Origin of the sequence: Wolbachia endosymbiont of Ceratosolen solmsi (assembly GCF_017869155.1) — a bacterium.
GTDB classification, from domain to species: Bacteria; Pseudomonadota; Alphaproteobacteria; order Rickettsiales; family Anaplasmataceae; genus Wolbachia; species Wolbachia pipientis.
Genome location: NZ_CP054598.1, coordinates 518,134 through 535,332 on the forward strand (window position 1 = coordinate 518,134; position 17,199 = coordinate 535,332).

General features: G+C 34.5%; 15 protein-coding genes and 1 pseudogene. 9 read left to right on the forward strand and 7 right to left on the reverse strand.

Going from position 1 to position 17,199, the window contains the following annotated elements:
* The first annotated feature begins 7 nt into the window (after positions 1 to 7).
* A pseudogene (locus HUB95_RS06470) lies at positions 8 to 1,158 on the forward strand (multidrug effflux MFS transporter).
* 27 nt (positions 1,159 to 1,185) lie between these two features.
* Here the strand turns inward: HUB95_RS06470 and prfA are convergent.
* Entirely contained in the window at positions 1,186 to 2,265 is a 1,080-nt protein-coding gene (gene prfA / locus HUB95_RS02580; RefSeq protein ID WP_015588867.1) for a peptide chain release factor 1, read from the reverse strand.
* A 98-nt stretch (positions 2,266 to 2,363) separates the two neighbouring features.
* Here prfA and yihA point away from each other — a divergent pair, with 98 nt between their 5' ends.
* The 4 genes from yihA to HUB95_RS02605 all read left to right on the forward strand — a co-directional run bounded on the left by yihA (position 2,364) and on the right by HUB95_RS02605 (position 5,444).
* Complete coding sequence (yihA, locus tag HUB95_RS02585) at positions 2,364 to 2,957, forward strand: ribosome biogenesis GTP-binding protein YihA/YsxC (RefSeq protein ID WP_015588868.1); 594 nt, start codon at positions 2,364 to 2,366, stop codon at positions 2,955 to 2,957.
* A 4-nt stretch (positions 2,958 to 2,961) separates the two neighbouring features.
* Positions 2,962 to 3,873, forward strand: a complete 912-nt coding sequence (argB, locus tag HUB95_RS02590) for an acetylglutamate kinase (protein ID WP_015588869.1) — start codon at positions 2,962 to 2,964, stop codon at positions 3,871 to 3,873.
* 392 nt (positions 3,874 to 4,265) lie between these two features.
* Positions 4,266 to 4,727: a dUTP diphosphatase gene (dut, locus tag HUB95_RS02600; RefSeq protein ID WP_015588870.1), complete on the forward strand. Its 462-nt coding sequence runs from the start codon at positions 4,266 to 4,268 to the stop codon at positions 4,725 to 4,727.
* Between the two features lie 78 nt (positions 4,728 to 4,805).
* On the forward strand, positions 4,806 to 5,444 hold the full coding sequence (locus HUB95_RS02605) for a hypothetical protein (protein WP_015588871.1): 639 nt from the start codon (positions 4,806 to 4,808) through the stop codon (positions 5,442 to 5,444).
* A 118-nt stretch (positions 5,445 to 5,562) separates the two neighbouring features.
* Here the strand turns inward: HUB95_RS02605 and nusB are convergent, their stop codons facing one another.
* From nusB to yidC, 3 genes are read right to left on the reverse strand one after another with little or no spacing between them, the layout of a single operon-like run.
* On the reverse strand, positions 5,563 to 6,045 hold the full coding sequence (gene nusB, locus HUB95_RS02610) for a transcription antitermination factor NusB (protein ID WP_015588872.1): 483 nt from the start codon (positions 6,043 to 6,045) through the stop codon (positions 5,563 to 5,565).
* A complete protein-coding gene (locus HUB95_RS02615; protein ID WP_197907177.1) occupies positions 6,045 to 6,473 on the reverse strand; it encodes a 6,7-dimethyl-8-ribityllumazine synthase in 429 nt (142 codons plus the stop codon). The genes nusB and HUB95_RS02615 overlap by 1 nt, the downstream gene beginning before the upstream one ends.
* On the reverse strand, positions 6,451 to 8,160 hold the full coding sequence (gene yidC / locus HUB95_RS02620) for a membrane protein insertase YidC (protein WP_209452500.1): 1,710 nt from the start codon (positions 8,158 to 8,160) through the stop codon (positions 6,451 to 6,453). The genes HUB95_RS02615 and yidC overlap by 23 nt, the downstream gene beginning before the upstream one ends.
* Before the next feature lie 134 nt (positions 8,161 to 8,294).
* Between yidC and HUB95_RS02625 the strand changes: the two genes are divergently transcribed.
* On the forward strand, positions 8,295 to 8,798 hold the full coding sequence (locus tag HUB95_RS02625; protein WP_015588875.1) for a TIGR02281 family clan AA aspartic protease: 504 nt from the start codon (positions 8,295 to 8,297) through the stop codon (positions 8,796 to 8,798).
* 6 nt (positions 8,799 to 8,804) lie between these two features.
* Here the strand turns inward: HUB95_RS02625 and secF are convergent, their stop codons facing one another.
* The 3 genes from secF to HUB95_RS02640 form a co-directional block, all read right to left on the reverse strand.
* Positions 8,805 to 9,680, reverse strand: a complete 876-nt coding sequence (gene secF / locus HUB95_RS02630) for a protein translocase subunit SecF (RefSeq protein ID WP_197907176.1) — start codon at positions 9,678 to 9,680, stop codon at positions 8,805 to 8,807.
* A gap of 187 nt (positions 9,681 to 9,867) precedes the next feature.
* The gene (locus HUB95_RS02635; protein ID WP_209452501.1) at positions 9,868 to 11,913 is read right to left on the reverse strand and encodes a hypothetical protein; all 2,046 of its coding nucleotides are present in this window, start codon (positions 11,911 to 11,913) and stop codon (positions 9,868 to 9,870) included.
* A gap of 173 nt (positions 11,914 to 12,086) precedes the next feature.
* Complete coding sequence (locus HUB95_RS02640; protein ID WP_458694677.1) at positions 12,087 to 13,997, reverse strand: heme lyase CcmF/NrfE family subunit; 1,911 nt, start codon at positions 13,995 to 13,997, stop codon at positions 12,087 to 12,089.
* Here HUB95_RS02640 and HUB95_RS06065 point away from each other — a divergent pair.
* The 3 genes from HUB95_RS06065 (at position 13,939) to HUB95_RS02650 (ending at position 17,032) form a co-directional block, all read left to right on the forward strand.
* Complete coding sequence (locus HUB95_RS06065) at positions 13,939 to 14,085, forward strand: hypothetical protein (RefSeq protein ID WP_238514247.1); 147 nt, start codon at positions 13,939 to 13,941, stop codon at positions 14,083 to 14,085. The two genes, HUB95_RS02640 and HUB95_RS06065, sit on opposite strands and share 59 nt — an antisense overlap.
* 619 nt (positions 14,086 to 14,704) lie before the next feature.
* A complete protein-coding gene (locus HUB95_RS02645) occupies positions 14,705 to 15,592 on the forward strand; it encodes a hypothetical protein (protein WP_244662795.1) in 888 nt (295 codons plus the stop codon).
* Between the two features lie 114 nt (positions 15,593 to 15,706).
* Positions 15,707 to 17,032, forward strand: coding sequence for a dihydroorotase (locus tag HUB95_RS02650; RefSeq protein WP_197907172.1), 1,326 nt, complete (start codon positions 15,707 to 15,709; stop codon positions 17,030 to 17,032).
* Positions 17,033 to 17,199 lie beyond the last annotated feature (167 nt).

Here is a 17,199-nt window from a genome sequence, read left to right on the forward strand (position 1 = left end):
ATCTCAAATGTTACTACCATTTCTGTTAATCCTGTCTCTCATTGCCAAGTTCATTGAAATTGACATTTCCGTACCTAGTTTTCCTGATATGGTGCACTATTTTAACGTACCGGAAGGCATAATTCAATTAACTATTGCTTATAATTTCCTAGGCTTTTGCATAGGAGGGTTGTTTTTTGGTCCATTGTCTGAATGCTATGGCAGAAGGAGAATTATGATCATAGGTAACACTTTGTTATTAATCGGCGCTGTTGGTTGTGTTTTTGCACCGTCGATTTTTTGGCTTTTAATCTCTCGCTTTGTTCAGGGCATTGGTGTTAGCACATCTGTAGTTGTGTTTGCAATCGTTGCAGACAGCTACAAAGGCGACGAAGCGGTGAAATTTATTGGAATCATGAATTCTGTTCTTACAGTTGTCATGGCAATTGCGCCAGTGTTAGGCAGTTTCATCAATGAAATTGTAGGATGGCGTGGTAATTATGCAACTGTTGCAATACTTTGTTTGATCTCTTGGGTTTTGCTGCTTTTAGCGTTACCAGAAACAAAAAAGAACCGCGATATTTTCAGTTTAAAAAAAACGATGAAAGATTACAGAAAACTAGGTTTGTTACGTTGTCTTTGATGTCAAGCCTCTTTTCTGCTGCATATATGTCATTCATTACTTGTAGACCTTTTCTGTATATGAAGACTTTTGGTTTATCTAGCACTATTTATGCACTACATCAAGGTGCAATAGTTGGGTGCTTCTCACTCATCAGTCTATTTGCTGGCAAAATCTTGCAGAAACTTGGAGCAATAAAGTGTGTAATTTCTGGTACGAGCGTGGGTACTATTGGGTCTCTATTGCTTGTAATATTCAGTATAATTGTACCCCACTCTTTCTACTTAGTAACACTGTCTATGATTATTTTTTCTATCGGTTGTGCAATTTTCCAGCCAGTGATTTTTAATGCATCAATAAATGTTTTCCCTGAAATTAAAGGCACAGCTTCTTCTGCAGTCTCGTTCATTAGAGCTTTTATCATGGCTATTTTTATCGGCTTAACAAGCTACATTTACAATGGTCAAACAATTAGTGTAGCTGTTCTTGTTTTATCCGCGATAGTACTAGAACTTGTTTTTACTGTCTATCTATTGCGTTTAAAAGATCCTATGTAATTAATAAAGATATTCCATTGTAGGCTGCTAACTTTCCCCTGCCAATCTTTCTGCTTCATTACGTGAGATTAATGCCTCAATAAATTCATCTAGTTCGCCTTCTTTTATAATCTGCTCTAGCCGATGTGAAGTTAGATTAATTCTGTGGTCTGTTATTCTTGATTGTGGGAAATTATATGTTCTTATGCGCTCGGAACGATCACCAGAGCCAATCTGACTTTTCCTCATTGTTGACCTTTCCATTTCTTTTTTTTGTCTTTCAATTTCGTATAGCCTTGCCCTCAATACTTTGAGCGCTTTAGCTTTATTTTTATGCTGCGATTTTTCATCTTGCTGTATCACAACTATCCCTGTTGGCAAGTGGGTGACCCTTACTGCGCTGTCAGTTGTATTCACTGATTGCCCTCCAGGACCACTGGATCTATAAACATCTATTCGTAAGTCTTTTTCTTCTATTTTAAAGTCAACTTCTTCTACTTCAGGTAATATCGCAACAGTAGCGGCAGAGGTATGCAACCTTCCTGAGGATTCAGTTTCTGGCACTCTCTGTACTCTGTGCACCCCTGATTCAAATTTCAACCTTGCAAAAACTTCTGTTCCATTAATGAGTGCAGAAGCTTCCTTATAGCCACCTATACCTGTATTAGAAATGCTTATTGGCTCGAACTTCCAATTTCTTCTTTCTGCATATTTTTGATACATACGAAATAACATTGCTGCAAATAATGCTGCTTCTTCTCCGCCTGTACCTGCTCTAATTTCTAATATTGCATTTCTTGAGTCATCTTCATCTTTGGGCAGTAATGCTAACTTTAATTTTGCTTTTATTTTTGGTAATAATACCTTCTGCTTTTCGAAAAATTCTTCTTTTGCTAACTCTTTTATATCACCTTCGCTGTTTTCATCTTTCATTATTTCTTCTAAGTCTGAAATTTCCTCTTTCAGCGTGTTATATTCATCAATTATCTTGATTATTGGCCTGAGCTCAGAGTATTCCTTTGAAAGGGTAATGAATTCTTTTTGACTTAAATTGGTAGGATTTTCCAAATTCCTCTCTATATCATTAAATTTTTTCTTTAAGTCTTGTAAATTATTTTCCATATCCATATAGCACAGATCTAGCTAAGTAATATATACTGAAATAAAAAATTTCTTATATCAAGCAATAACACTATAATATACCTACTACCTTCTAGTTGAATATAATGGCAAAACAGATAACATCAAACTGCAATTTCATATTTGGAGCTTCGGACATAAAAACATTACCAGATGAATCGGCTCCAGAGATTGCGTTTGCTGGTAGATCAAATGTAGGAAAATCCAGTCTGATTAACTTACTGATAAACAGCAAAAAAGCTGCCAGAGTTTCCTCTAAACCTGGATGCACTAGACAAATAAATTTTTACTCTATGTACAATGATAAGTTCAGGCTTGTTGACCTGCCAGGGTATGGTTATTCTCATGCAGGTAAGGAGGAAATTATACAATATTTAAACTTAATTGAGTATTATCTAATTCAAAGAAGAAATCTAAGAAGAGTGTTTGTGTTGATAGATAGCAAGGTAGGATTAAAAGAAATAGACAAAGACTTCATTTATTGGTTAATATATAATAACATTAACTTTAACATTGTGCTAACAAAAATAGATAAAGTAAGTCAAAAAAGCTTAGGTGCTGTTATAGAAGATATTCAAAAATGGATTAATAATGAGAATGTGTCAATTCATCAAATGAGCATCCGTGTTAAGCATAAAATAACCAAGGTAAGAGATGAGTTTTTCAAGTTTACAAGATAAAAAAATGAAGAGTAGCGAATTTTTAAAGGGTGAGGTATCATTTGAACAAAAAGCAGAAATATTACTTGAAGTGCTATCTAACATACCTAGCTTTGTAGGCGAGACTTTTGTCATTAAATGCGGTGGTACAATAATCTTAGATGAAACACTATTTAATACTTTTGTGCATAATGTTGTCTTGTTGAAGCAGCTTGGTATAAATCCGGTAATAATTCATGACGGAGAATATGAAATTAACTCGGTGTTAAAAATGCTGGGTATGGACAGTAAGTTTGTGAATGGTATCAGACTTACAGACAAAGACACTATGAAAATCATTGAAATGGCACTGTGTGGTTCAGTTAATAAAAAAATTGTTCAGTATATAAATTCTGCTGGTGGTTCAGCTATTGGATTATGTGGAAAAGATGGTAACTTAATTAAAGCCGAAAAAATAACCGCTACGCTTAGAGAAGATAGATCAAATAATATCGAAAAGATATTAGACATGGGGTTCATCGGTAGACCCACTGAAATCAATCCTGATATATTATTTTTTATTGAAGAATCAGATTTTATACCAGTTATTGCACCAATTGGTCATGGAAAAGATGGGGAAACATATCATATTGATGCCGATAGCACTGCAAGCGCAATCGCAATCGCAGTTTCTGCATCTAAAATGATAATCTTGAGTGACACAGATGAAGAAATAGATAAAATTGGTGGCAGGAAGATATCTGTTAAAAATTTAAATGCATCGATTGATTGTGGGAAAATTAAAGGGGAAAAATTTATTGAAAGGCTTATGGCATACGTTAAAATGGCGGAGGAATGTGCTGGAGTTGTTCACATAGTTGATGGTAGAATACCTAACATTATGCTTGATTTATTTACTGAGAGTAATGCAAGCATATCGATTGTGAGTGATTTATAGCTATACTGCTTACAACTACACGAATACCAAGAGGGTGTCATTCAAGTAGCTGACACTGGAATGACAGCAATCTACGTCATACCGCGATTCATTCGCGGTATCTCTAGATCCCGCTAACAAGTAGCGGGATGACGGTTGTCAGGGTGTCATCCCAGTGCCCAGACACTGGGATCCAGAAGACTTAATTTCAACCAAGTGGCTGCATAATAAGGACTAGATTCCAGACTGGAATGACATCATAGGGGCACTGGGATGACAAAAAAAGGAGCACTGAACTTGTCAAGGAATTTTATGGCCTAGCGTCACGCGCTGGAATGACATCATTTACATTTATCACTTTTGCAGATACAATTTACATGCTATAATTGAGTCTTCATAGATGGTAAATTGGAGTGCAAAGAAGTAAAATTAAAGTAGAAATAAAAAGATTATCACACGGAGAAGACTTGTCTCTTCCATGTTATGCAACTACGCAGAGTGCTGGTATGGATCTTTATGCTGCATTGAATGACTCTGCTGTTTTAAATCCACTTGAGAGATTACTTATTCCAACTGGAATTGTGATTGCAATACCAAACGGTTTTGAGGGGCAAGTACGCCCACGTTCTGGTCTTGCTGCAAAACATGGAATCACTGTCTTAAACTCTCCGGGCACTATAGACTCTGATTATCGAGGTGAGGTTAAAATTTGCCTAATTAATCTAAGTAATCAACCATACGAAATAAAAAGAGGAGATAGAATCGCACAAATCCTTATTTCTCCGGTATCTCAGGTAATTTGGGATGACAGAGAAGAGTTCTGCACAGAAGAAACCGGTCGCAATGCAGGGGGCTTTGGCTCAAGTGGTAGGTAACTTACGAAAAAGCTTGACTATGACAATTTTTTTATACACAATTTAAGCATATTAATATTTTATTAAACGAGGTCGTTTATGCTAACTTTTCAAAATCACTGTGGTCAATTTCACAAAACAAATACTGCACTTGTTGCACTTACTTCTTTGTATGTCATAGGCGCAGCAATAGCACTTTCAGCACCATATTGGGTGTCTTCAACTTGCATGCTTACTCCACTTGCAGCTTTTGCAGCTACACCACTTGGAATCGGTATATTAGCAATTGTTGCTGTTGCACTAACTAGTCTAGCAATATACGCTATCAGCAAAAACAATAAAACATCTGAGTTGAAAGCTCCGAAGATTGTTATTAAGGATGGTACAGTAATGTTACAAGTAACAAAAGAAGTGCATGAAGATATAAAAGCAAATAACCAAAACAAGAATGAAAAAGGTGAGGTTATAAAAGATAAATATCGTATAAACTTCAGCTTAGAAGGCAAAAATTACTATGTTACTGGTGAAATTGGTGATGGTAAAGCGGAGTTTGGTGATACTGTATTCTTAGGTATAAATTCACTAGAAGTGAAAAACAAAGAAGGTAAGTTCGAGACAGTAGATAAAACAGAATGGAATAAAACATTAGGTTTAAACAAAAATGAGAATAAAGGAGTTAACACTTATTTAGGCTCGCTTATTGTTGAACAAGTTGCTTCTCAACAACAAGGAAAATAGACAGTATGGCCAAGTGAAGTAAAAGAGGCAGGCTAAGTCTGCCTCTTTATTTTTTAGTGTCAGTTACTCAATGGGAATTGCCTTAAAAAATAAACTTTTATATAGTTGTGAGAAGCTGCTAAGGATTTTTATTTAATTTAACTGCATCTTTTGCCTTATCCAATAACCCATTAATAAAACCAATTTCGCTTGGTTTATCAAGTAAATCAGATGCAATGTTAGTATATTCATTAATGACAACTGGAACTGGCGTATCACAATTAGCTAACTCACATATTGCAACACGCAAAATAGATAAGCTTATAAGATTTAACCGTGAAAGGGACCAACTTGGGTGTAAATAAGACTCTATTATTTTATCATATTCTTCACTGCTTTTTATAACCTTATATAACAAGTTTTCTAAGAACTGATGTTCAAATTCTTCACATTCAAATATATCTTTCAACTTATTTATGTAGTCCTTAAGCTCACAATTTCCCAGTTTAAAAGTGCTTTTGTTGTAACCTACGAAAATATTTGAATAAGCAATTTGTACAGCAAGAAATCTTGCCGTGCTTCTTTTTATGCGCCACTTTTTATCTACTGGTTTTTCCTCCATTATTTTAATTTATTGTGTAAATCTATCATATGCAAAACAGTTGAGGCTGCATGGCCACCAACGTTCTTTTTGTTTTTATCAGCTCTAACTAGTGCTTTATCTTTGCTGTCAGCGGTAATTACGCCCATACCAAGGGGCATTGCATAATGCATAACAACTGCATTTAAGCCTTCAATTACTCCTTTACAAACATATTGATAATGATCGGTTTCACCGCGAATTACGCACCCAAGAGCTAAATAACCATCATAATTAGTATGCCCACTCTTGACTGCAAAAAGAATTGTAGCTGGTATCTCAAATGTACCATGAACCTCAACTACATCGTAACTGGCATTACTGCCTTTTAATTTATCAATTGCACCTTCAAGCAAAAGGTTCGCTATTTCAGTATAATAAATCGAATTAACTATTAGTATTCTCGACATTTACTACCACTTTTTTTGTTAAAAACAACTTTATTAATGATTGTTGAATTAGAGTTATAATATTACTAAATATCCAATATATTACCAGGCCGGCAGGAAAAGAAGAAAAAATAAAGACAGAAATGTAAGGTAAAAACTTCATAACATTTACTTGAATATCATCTTTACTGGTTTGATCTTTCTCACTTAGCTTCTGCTGAATTATCATGGTGGCACCGAAAATTATAGGTAAAATGCCTATAGAAATAGGAAAGTTATAATTAAACAACCCAAATAATGTAAAGATGTTCGTTGGGTCAGGAGCTGAAAGATCCTTAATCCATAAAAAAAAAGGAGCATGCCTCATCTCTATAGTAACAAATAATACTTTATATAGAGCAAAAAATACCGGTATTTGTATTAGCATGGGAAAAATGCTCGACATTGGATTTACGTTGTTTCTCTTAAACAATGCAATTGTCTCTTTATGCTGCTTTAAGCTGTCATTTTTATACAACTCTTTTACACGAGTTAGCTCAGGCTGCAAGCTTTTCACCTTGAACATTGAAACATATGATCTATTAGATAAGGGAAGCATCAAAAGTTTGATTACTAAAGTCAGCAATAATATTGCTAAGCCAAAATTCTTTAAAACGAAGTTAAAGTATTCAAGCAGTAAAAACACTGGTTTAGTTATAAAGTAAAGAACACCAAAATCTACAGCTTTATCAAACAAAGGTATATTGAGAGTATCCTTATAAGAATCCAGTAAATTCAACTTTTTTGCTCCAGCAAAAAAATAATTCACATTAGAAGTGCTTGCACCAGGAAGTATACTCTTATAAGACTTAACAAAATCTACTTGAAATTTATCAATATCATTAGCGTTAGTATGTTTAATGCTTACATTTATTTTATCAGATTTTTCAGGTATGATGGCTGTGAGCCAGTATTTATCAGCAAAACCAAACCAATTTTTTTCACTTGTATTTGCTTTTATTAAATGTTTCTTGGAGATATCCTTATACGTCCACTCCTCCAGTTTATTATCAAATGCACCCAGTACTCCTTCATGGGATATCCAATAAGATTTGTTGATATTGTCACGTTTACGGTTAATTTTACCATAAGGAACCAAAACTACATTATCTTTTGTGTTATTTTCAACAATCTGCTCAATTTTAAACATGTAGTTATCGTCAAGGCTAATTTTCATTTTAAACACAATGCCATTTTCATTATCCCAAAATAAATTGACCTCTTTTTGATTGAGTTTCTCTGCTTGCCAAACTGCCTTAGAATCTGGAACTTTAATCTTGTTATTCGGATCGAGCCACCCAAATTCTGCGAAATATACATCTTTTGATTCTGCAGGTGACAGTAACACCACTTGTGGAGAAGAAGAATTCGGTTCTAAGTGGTAATTAGTTAAAATTAAGTCATCAAACCTTGCACCTTTCAGAGAAATTGATCCTTTAATCATGTTATTGGTTAAACTAACCCTCTGTTCTCGAGTAGAATTAATAATTTCAGAACGATTTTGGTATATTATAGGAGCAAGGTCGTTAAAAGATTCGATATGTTCAATATTTTCAATCAATGGCTGGTTTTGGTTTGTACTAAAAAAATTATCATAAATAATACGCCAAGACACCATGATTAACATGGAAAGGATAGCTGCCAAAATTAAACTTTTTGCTTCTGACATGAAATTAAATCAAACATATCTTCTTAAAGTGTATACTAAATATTGTACTAAAACAATGAAATTTACTTATTTTTAATAATAACTTTTAACGCTAATCTTTAAAATTTATTTTAATAGCTTCAAATTTTAACAATATGAACGCGGTAAAAAATCTAGTTATTTGGTTACTAATAATAGCCACTACTGCAATGCTTATTGATTCACAAAGGGACAAATTAAGCGACAGATTTCTCAGTACTTTTTTACCATATAAAGGAAGAATTCAAAATAGTGGAAGTATCGAATTTACGAAATCATACGATGGACACTTTTATATTCAGGCTCAAGTCAATGATAGCAATATAACGTTTTTGCTTGATACTGGAGCAACCGATATTGTTCTATCACAAAAAGACGCATTACATGCTGGTATTAACTTACAAAACGTTCAGGATTTTAAAATATATGAAACTGCGAAAGGTCAAATAAAAGCTGGAGTGGTCCAAATACCTCAAGTTAAAATAGGAAATTTTTTGATTAATGATGTACAGGCAAGCGTTAACACTCATTCTATGTCTCATTCACTACTTGGAATGAGCTTTTTAAGGTATTTTCATTTCACTATAAGAGATAATAAGTTGATATTATACCGCGACTAAACACTTCTACAATCTACTTATCAAAGCTCTGTAGGTCAATATAGGAGCAGAAATAAATATTGCAGAACAAGTGCCAATCAAAATACCAAAAAAAATGATCAAGCTGAAGTCTCTCACTGCATCTGTGCAGATTAATACCAAAGGAAGAGCAGCAAGAAGGGTTGTACCAGAAGTTAATATAGTGCGAAATAATGTAGTGTTGATACTTGCATCTACTACCTCACTCATCCGCCCACTTTTACCACTCCTGCAATACTCTCGAATCCGATCATATATAATTACTGAGTTATTGATTGAATAACCAATGACAGTAAGGAGAGCTGCAACTGATGAAATATTAAACTCAATGCCAGTTAGGCTAATAAAACCAACAGTTAAAATCACGTCATGAATCAGTGCTGTTATTCCACTGAATCCACATTGCCAATTAAATCTAAACCAAACGTAAAAAAATATTCCAACAATCGCGATCAACATGGATAACATTCCTTCAAATATTTGTGTTGAGCTTATTTGTGGGCCAACATAGTCTATTTTACGATAGCTTATTGAGCTCCCCAGCTTTTCTTCTAGTATGCTTTTTATCTTTTTGATTTTATCTTCATCTCCTTCATCTTTAAAACGCATGACTAAATTATCACCCGCTTTTGAACTTTGCACTGTAAAACCATTTTCTTTTAATGCATCGAGAATAGAGTGATTCTCATCTGAAGATTTTATCTCTATCAAAATCCCGCCTGCAAAGTCTATGCCTAAGTTCACTCCACGCAGCACAACAGTGAATATTGAAAAGATGATAAGAACAATGCTAATTAATGCAGTCAAATCCCTATATTTACTAAACTTGATATCGAGGTTATCTGGAATGAGTCTAAGTGCCATCTTCTTTAATTAAAGTAATAATTTGAATTCTATATACTTTTCAAAAAGTTCACTAGTTTATTTTGTGATTGTTTGACTATGTAAATTTTTCTGTCAGTTATTCTTGTCTGTCAATTAAGTTCTATCTAGTGCAAACTTTGCAATTTTGAAGTACATTACAAGAGCAAAATACTGCCAATTTGGCCCATCATTTTATCTCTGCAAGCTTATCCCCCCTTGCTATGTTAGCAACGCAACCTAAGCTAGGTTCCTTCATAGCAGTGTTAGGTACACCGCCATATCTTTCAAAACTTTCATGCTCTATAGCTTCCTCAACACTTTTTCCTCCTAAAAGACAGTTTTCCCCTAAACTTTTTCCCCTATTTTTTAACTCATTAAACCTTGCTCTGTTTTCCCCATCAATCTCCACTTTTATTTTATTGCTGCCTTTCTCACTAGGACTTAGATAAATACTTATCTCTCCTACCTCAGTAGTAAAAGACATTTCAATACCACCTTTTGAGACATCCATGTAATTTCTTTTTCCCCCTATTTCTTCTACATTTTCAACTCTTACTATACTTTCTCCAATTTTGAGTATGCCAACTCTTAAATTTAAGTCTTTGGCTTTTTCATTGTTTAGGATTTCTGCAACTTCAACAATACTATCTTGCGAGTACTCTATACAAAAATATCTATTATCCTTGTCTACTCCTAATACATTTTGAGTCTGCTTGCTTTTGTTTACAATACTTTCATATGCTAAACCTTTTAGCTTGCTTTCAATTTCCTTACATTTCTCAGAAAGACCATCATCAAATCCATTACAAGTAACTATCTGCTCAAACTCATTCCCATCGAAAAAATTATGGCGTTTTACTTTCCCACCTTCTAACAATAAATTACTAACAATGCTTTTGATAATGTCCTCTTCGGACACTTCATTTTTTTTGTTACAGTTTTTATCTTTACTTTGATAGGGAAAGTTATCAAATACAAAAGTGTTACTTCTGTTACTTATATGACTACCACTAGTAAGATCTTTTATTTCTTCAAATACTGTATTTGTTACAGTTTTGTTACAACAACTACATTTTAAATTTAACATTACTTCTTTTTCTAAGTATTTAGCTACTATGCACTTAATACTTTCTGGAGTATTTTTTATATCTTTTTGTTCATTTTGTTCTGTTATACCTCTCACCTCCCCACAGCATTTATCAATCAGATCCTGTTTACTTTGAGTTAACGACATTTTTAGTTTCATAAAAAGTGAGTCTTTTAGAAAAGGATTATCATCTTCTAGGTCCCGATCATTTTCTGAATCCAAATCATCTGTTAACTCCATTGAATCAAGATTACCTGAACTATAGTACGAACCCTTTTTTGAGTCCGAACTATCTTCTGAGTTCCCATCACTATCTGACCAATTGTCAACTTTCGGAAATTCTGAGCTTTTCTGTTCACCTTCAAAAGTCTGATTACTACCGTCAGCGCCCTTTGTCAAATTTTCTTTACTTTCACAAGAACCATCTAAACCATAGCCCTCATTCCCTTTTGGATCTGAATCATCTGGATTACAATCAGAAGTTATTTCTGTATCTTCATAAATCTGTTGATTATCACTTTCACCTAACAAACCACCATTTGTTGGATTACATACATTTTCTGTATATTTTTGATTATTTTGTGCTTCTATTTTCTCCTTTTCGTACAACAGTTTAAACTGATCCTCATCGTCAGAATTGTGACCTGAATCACAAATTACATGATCATTGCAGGTAGAATTATGCTCTTGACTAATCAAGGAAAGCTGAATTAGATTGCTAAAAACAATATTATCTAGCTGTACTGAATCAGTACTTTCAAAAATTTGTGGATTATTACTTCCGTTTGGCAAATTACCTGATAAACCAGTCTGATGATTATTTTCACCTACCCAACCATCAGTTGGTGTTGGAATGCATATTCCTGTATATCTTTGGCTATCAAGAGAATCATTAGTTAATTGTACTGCTGTATAAGTTGTCCGGTCATCCTCATCATCGGAACTAATACCTGAATCATGGCCATCACCTTCTTCAATCTTTTGAGTTTCTATATCGTGTTCATTTATTTCGCTCGACGAATCATAGTTGGAAGGGTTATACTGTTGATTAGGACGTTTAAAAATTTGACGCCAATCGCTGTAAGGCTCCTTAAAATCGAAAGGAGTGCGTATAACTTTTTCCTTGCCTGATACCCCACCATTCATATTGTATAACCATTACTCACTAATCCCTTAGTGAATATCGTAATATATAGGTCTGTCAATAAAAAAATATAACTTTCTTTGGTTCTAACCTTTGCAAATCAGTATCTATAGCTCGGTAATTTCTCATACGTTGCACTCTGGACCTAGGAGCGTTGTTAATAAATCCACGACAGCTAGACAATCCTTGCTCGTCCACTAAAAGGAAAAGCAGCAAGGAGCGAACCAAAAGCGATAAGAAAGGATCCAAACCAGATTATAGACATTCCAGGTTTATAGTGCACTTTAGCTGCAATTTTGCTCTTACTCTTATCAATTTCTCCAATTACAACATAAATATCAGAAAATAAATTGTGGTAGATACTGCTTTCAACATTTTTCTGACCTTCCACAAGGTAAAATCTATATTCAGGGGTTATCTCACCTAATATCTTATTATTCAGCAAATTCCTGATATCCATTGTACCCCTCACTGCATGGAAATTTTTTTCTTTTATTAGCTCAATATTTCGTAAAGTAACTTTAAACTTATTGACTGTTATGCTATCCCCTATTTTTAAGTAATTTTCTTTTTTCTCCTGCCAACCAACCGAATATGCTATACCAAGCACTAGAATTGCCACTCCAGCATGAGCTGCCATCATTGCATAGTAGGATTTAGAAACTTTTTTTGCTAATAAAATTGATTCGCTCTTAAATAAACGAATTCTTTTACTGTATGCTTCTAAAACAAAGATTAATAATGCTATGGAGATAGTAATTGATAGCACAATTATTAGCTCCATGTGAAAGATAAACGGCAAAATAGCTGCAGCACTGCAGAATGAAAATCTATATTCGCGGAATATTGGCAATAGACTATTTCCCTGCCAACTGCAGTATTGCCCAATTATCGTGAGGGCTAGAATAGCCAGTGCAATAGGATTAAATAAAGAATTGTAATATGGTGCTCCAACTGAAATTAATTCACCGGTTAAATATTCGAGCACTGTAGGGTATAAAGTGCCAACGAACACAATGAAAAAGGCAGTGATGAATAATAAATTGTTCATCAGCATCATCGTAAGGCGTGAAAAGAGTCTTCTACCCTCTGTCACTTGAGTAGCAAGTTTCTTTTCAGATTCCAGTGTCACGCACTGGAATGACATTGCAGATGTGTGATTTTTTCTCGTAAACACTACAAATATTACTAAGCTACTGACTGTAATTACACCAAGTAGCGCTAATATATACAGTCCATACCTTGGGTCATCTGCAAACGTGTGCACTGAGGTGAGTATTCCTGAGCGGACTAGAAATGTTCCAGTCACACTCAATATAAAAGTTGTAAGCGTAAGTAAAATAGCAAAGTTCTTTAAAACATTGAAATTCCGTACCACGAGCAACAAATGTGTCAGCGCTACTGCAATTAGCCACGGCATCAAAGAAACGTTTTCCACTGGATCCCAAAACCAAAATCCACCCCACCCAAGTTCGCGATATGCCCACCAGCTACCCAAGCTGATGCCCAAAGTGAGCAGCGACCAAGAAATAAGTACCCAAGGCCTGACAATTTTAGCCCAAACATTTCCTTCAACTTTTGCAATTAATCCAGCTATAGAGAGCGAAAAAGGAACGCTAAACCCAATGTACCCCAAATATAATATCGGTGGATGAATAGCAAGGCCTATATCTTGCAATATCGGATTAAAACCCAGTCCATCTGTTTCAATGCCTGGCATTTTAGTGAAGGGGCTGGATTCAAGTAAAGTGAACAGTAAAAAACAAAAGCAAATCAAGCCTTGGGTGATCAAGGATACTTTCTTCAATTTACTGCCGTTATCAATAAAAATACCCATCAGAAATAGGTAAAAGGTAAGCACTAAGGTCCAAAGCAACATAGATCCTTCTTTATTTCCCCAAACACCACAAATCTTGTAGATCAAAGGTTTTGTTGTGTGTGAGTAGTAGTATACGTTTTCGAGTGAGAAATCATTTGTAATGTGGCAGTAGATCAAAATAGCCATTGATGTTGATACACAAAAAAATATGGCAGTGGTAATAAACCGACAAGAACTAAGCGGTAAAAACAAATATGTCAAAGACAATAAGCAGGCTAGCAATAGCAATATATTCCCAAGTTCAGGCATAAAAAATTATAGTTTTTATATAAACAATATTACTGATGACAAGTAAGAAGTTAAAGTGTTAATTGACACTTGCTATTGATGCTATAGCTAAAGTGGCTTAGGTTTACCTACAATTTGAAAAACAACAAATTCGTCATTCCGCTACTCGTTAGCGGAATCTATACCGCGAATGAATCGCGGTATGACGTAGGGAAATCTTTCTTGGGTCAGCTATAGCATAATGCTCCCATAGTTAGCTGTGCTAGTATTAGTTAAAAATTAAATATTAAATCTTTATACTTTTATAGATAGCGTTAATATTGAGGTAACATTGTGGGTACAACTAAGATTAGTAAATTTCCATTCAATATAAAAGGTAAAGTGGCAAAACAACATGCCGAACCAATAATCGAAAAAATCTCTATACTATTTTAGGATTCAAAGATATAGAAGATTTTGAAAATAAGACAAGTAAGCTTGTTAATAAAAAAGTTTGGCAATCATTTGTTGACTGCTTTGCAAAAGAAATAGATTATGCAGCAACCGAAAAAGTTGTAAAAAGCATCGTTTGTAACATTGCAAAGAGTGATCGCGGTGATGCTTTTACCAAAGCTGAACGTCTAATATTAAATGAAAAACAAGGTGATAAAAAGAGAGAAAAAGCGATTAGAGAAGCTATTAGTATTTTGAGAAAAATCAATCCAGAAAAAGCCTTTAATGAACTTTCAGTAATAAAAAAACAAGCTGAAGATTTTTTACAAACCGATTTTTATAAAGCTCAGAGTAAACCACTTCAAGGATTTGCTCCATCTGGTGGACAGCTCTTTGCGGAAGTTCTAAAATATATAGAAACACTAGAAAAATTAGCTGAAGTTAAAAAGGAAGAGCTAGTTAAAGATTTCTTGTTAAATCATGTTAGTTCATTGAATAAAAAGTATCCTAAATCACAAGGTAAAAGGGAAGATGCTATAACAATACTATCAAGTGATGAGTTGAAGAATTTTTACAATAAAGGTGTAAAAGAAGGAATATTACAACCAATGGTATCTTACAAAGGATGCAGAAACCTGTATGACAAAATGAACCAGATAAAAAATGAATCCAAAAGTATAATTAAAAGAGAAGAACGGGAAGAAAATTTAAAGAAAATAGATAAGTCGATAATCAGCGCAATTAATGACATAAAAAAACATAGAGAAGCAATCCTTAACTGTAAAGACTTTCAAAATTCTTACATAAAAGAGAAAAAAGAACATCCATTTAGAGGCAACGCATGTCAAAAAATGATTGACATATATCAAGAGAGAATTGTTGGATATCAGGAGAAAATTCGTCAAAACTTAAACCAAATAAAAGCGATATTAAAAAGTGCGCCGCAAGAAATGGATGATGTGGAAGAATTAGAGGAAATAATCGATGGTATACATGAAGCAAAACAGTTCGATGAAGATTTTGATTCAGCTTTAATTTGTTTATCGAACATGCAGAATGAGCTAGATATTCAACTGGAAAATCCTCCAACAGAGCTAAGAGTTTCACACATTAACGTTAAAACTGAGCTAACTAGGTTATAAGGGCGGGGTTTTTGGGATAATTTTAATTCAAGACAGCTCTTAGTCTGTGTTTTAATTTGGTTGTGTTTTATTAAAAAAACTTTAGATTTATTGCATAATCGATACTCAAATATAATGACACAGACTTGGAATTTGTTACAAACAGGGCAAAAGGAAGGCTATAAAATTGCGTATACTAATGCTCGTATTATCGACCCGGAAACTAAACTTGATATAAAAGGTTCGCTATTGACTGAAGGGGATAAAATTGTTGATTTTGGCGAATCATTATTTTCAACAAGTGGGGTCGATGAAACAATAGACTGTAAAGGGCTTGTTCTAATGCCAGGCCTTATTGACATTCACGTACATTTTCGTGAACCAGGGCAGGAACATAAAGAAACTATATATACAGGTAGCAAATCTGCAGCTGCAGGAGGCGTTACAACTGTAGTTTGTCAGCCAAACACTATTCCAGCAATTGATAGCGTTGTTTTGGCTAAATATTTGAAATATAGAGCACTTGAAACTTCACATGTAAACGTTGAATTTTACGCTAAAATCACCACTTCGGAAGAAAAGTTGACTGAAATGGCACTTTTAAAGGAAGCAGGTGCGGTTGGGTTCACTGATGATGGCATGCCAGTTATGAACCCAATGATTATGAGACAGGCGCTGCTTTATTCAAGTATGCTGGGTGTTCCTATTGCTCAACATGCAGAAGATTTAAATTTATCAGCAGGTGGTGCAATCAACGAAGGTAAAATTTCTGAAGAATTGGGAGTAAAGGGGATCTTAAGTGCATCAGAATCGGTTATGGTAAGTCGCGATATACTGCTCATGAAAGATATGGAGAATGTGCACTACCATATTCTACATGTCTCTTCAAAAGATTCACTTGATGCTATTAAACGTGCAAAAGATTTGGGATTAAATGTTACGTGCGAAGTAACCCCTCATCACTTCACTTTGACTGAAGATATAGTAAAACAACATGGGGCAATTGCAAAAATGAACCCGCCACTTCGCACTGAAGAAGATCGTTTAGCTATGGTTGAAGGTTTAAAGACAGGTGTGATTGATTGCATTGCAACCGATCATGCTCCGCATGATCGTAGTTCTAAAGATCTGCCACTTGAAAATGCTGCATTTGGTATTGTTGGCCTTGAAACAATGCTGCCCCTTTTACTTGAACTCTATCACAGTGGGCAAATGGGTCTACTTGATGTGCTCGCAAAATTGACATATAAGCCTGCAGATATAATACACATACCACGTGGTCGTATACAAAAAAACCTTGCTGCAGACTTAATTTTAGTTGACCTCAATCATGAATGGGAAATTAAAACTGACAACTTTGCTAGTAAATCAAAGAATTCTCCTTTCGATGGTCGCAAAGTAAAAGGACACGTAGTACGTACTGTTGTGTCCGGCAAAACTATATACTCGCAGAAGAGTTAGTTATCATATCTTATCTATTCCAATTTGTTATCACCAGAATGGGCTAAGTGCACCTAAATTTAAATTAAGAAATCTTACACTGTCTCCGAATAAACACATCCTCTTATCTTTCCCTAATCTGTAAAGTTATTTTGTCTATCAATCTGATTCCAAAACAGCAAAATTAT